Here is a 1,791-nt window from a genome sequence, read left to right as displayed (position 1 = left end):
TTAATCCAATACCATCATCCTGGGAAACCATCCCTAACATAAGCGCACTTGAATATGCATTCAAGGTGCTATATGTATAGTAATGTTTTCCTCGAAGAGCGCACTTATGCAAACTTCGTTTGCAAGTACGATTGGGGTCTCCCCAATACCCCGACAACCGTATCCACGGTTGTACTTCACTACGTGAAAATTTAAAAGCGAAAATAGGCATGGCGATTTACCACTTTTCAGTCAAAACCGTAGCACGATCAGCAGGGCGTTCCGCTACTGCTGCGATTGCCTATCGGGCAGGTGAAAAGATCTATTGTGAACGTGAGGGCCGAGAACATGATTACAGCCGAAAAACAGGTGTGGAATATAAAGAAATTTATTTACCCGAAGGCGCACCAGAACATTTAAAAAACCGGGAAAGACTCTGGAACGAAGTTGAACAACGGGAAACCCGAAAAAACTCGACAGTTGCCCGAGAATTTGAAATCGCTTTTCCAAGTGAATTAAATCAGGAACAACGCCTGGCCATGCTCGAAGAGCTATGCGCCAGTATCGTGGACAGACACCAGGTAGCCGTCGATGCCTGTATTCATGCACCGCATACTGGATCTGGTAGTGATGAACGCAATTATCACGCGCATATCCTGATGAGCACACGCAAACTTACTCAGGAAGGCTTCACCGAGAAAACCCGGGAACTGGATCAGAAACACAGTGGAGAAATCGAACACTGGCGCGAACACTTTGCCGATATCTGCAATATGCACCTGGATCTGGCTGGATACACTGCCCGAGTCGACCACCGCAGCTACAAAGACCAGGAGAATGGTTTAGAAGCCACGCTGCACGAAGGGCCGAAAGTCACCGAACTGCGCCGAAAAGGGATTGAGACCGAAATCAGCCGAAGCAATGACGAAATCAAACAGAGAAATCAGGCTCAGCTGCAATACAGCAAAAATATGGATCTGCTGATTGCTGAAAATGAGATCAAACTCAGCACACTGAAAACAGAACAGCAGATCCAAATCAAAAATAGCGCTAAAACGCCACCAATTGACGAAAAAGCCCTGTTTGAGGAAAAACAGAGGGAAACCCTTGGCAAAGTGCTAAAACGCGAAATCAGCGCAAAAGACGCGAATCTAGACCTGGATTTCATGCAGCGTAATCTCAAACAAGCCGAAATAACCCTGACCAAGCACCACAAACATCAAAATGAGTTCAATCAGCAGCTTGCCCAGGAGATCGTGAAAAGCGGACTCAAGCAAAGTCATGACAAATTGCAAAGCCTGGTCGATCAACACAACGAATTAACTCAGAACAAACCCTTACTGTTTGGAAAAAAAGCCTGGGAAGCCCAACGTGATGCGATTTACCAGGAGCACAAAAAGCTGAAAGGTCAGCATGAACACCAGAAAAAACATGGTGTGAAGGATTTATTGGAAAATGACAAATTCAAAGAACATGCCTGGAAGCAGTACCAACAACAACATCCAGCCAAAGCCAAGCAATACCAGACTCTATACCCATCCTATCAAGTCATTAAAAAATGTGTGGATGAGATCAAAGCAGAACAACAGATGAAACTCAGACAGGAACAACAGCTCAAAGCACAGCAACATGCGCCTAAAATGAAATCTCGTGGCATGAGTCGCTAAACAGAGCGAGTGTCTACGAGCGAACTGAGAAAATTTGCCCATCCCTTTCCCTGATTACAAGCTCCCTATCCATCAATCACCTGCTTTACAGAGCATCCCGAATGGGTGCGAACTTTCCAAATTTGATTCCTAAACCGAGCGTAGC

General features: G+C 45.6%; 1 protein-coding gene. It reads left to right on the top strand.

The annotated features are described in order from the left end of the window. The first annotated feature begins 209 nt into the window (after nt 1-209). Nucleotides 210-1,646 (top strand): MobQ family relaxase, encoded by a 1,437-nt coding sequence (mobQ, locus tag FTV42_RS16580; RefSeq protein WP_107111964.1) that lies wholly within the window; start codon nt 210-212, stop codon nt 1,644-1,646. Nucleotides 1,647-1,791 lie beyond the last annotated feature (145 nt).

Source organism: Acinetobacter sp. YH16052 (genome assembly GCF_013417155.1).
Taxonomy (GTDB): domain Bacteria; phylum Pseudomonadota; class Gammaproteobacteria; order Pseudomonadales; family Moraxellaceae; genus Acinetobacter.
Note: the sequence above shows the minus strand (reverse complement) of the source record. Positions and strands in the feature narration are given on the sequence as shown.

What these genes read in the sequence shown, in the direction of transcription:
- mobQ (WP_107111964.1), top strand. Translation starts at nt 210, where the DNA reads ATGGCGATTTACCACTTTTCAGTCAAAACCGTAGCACGATCAGCAGGG.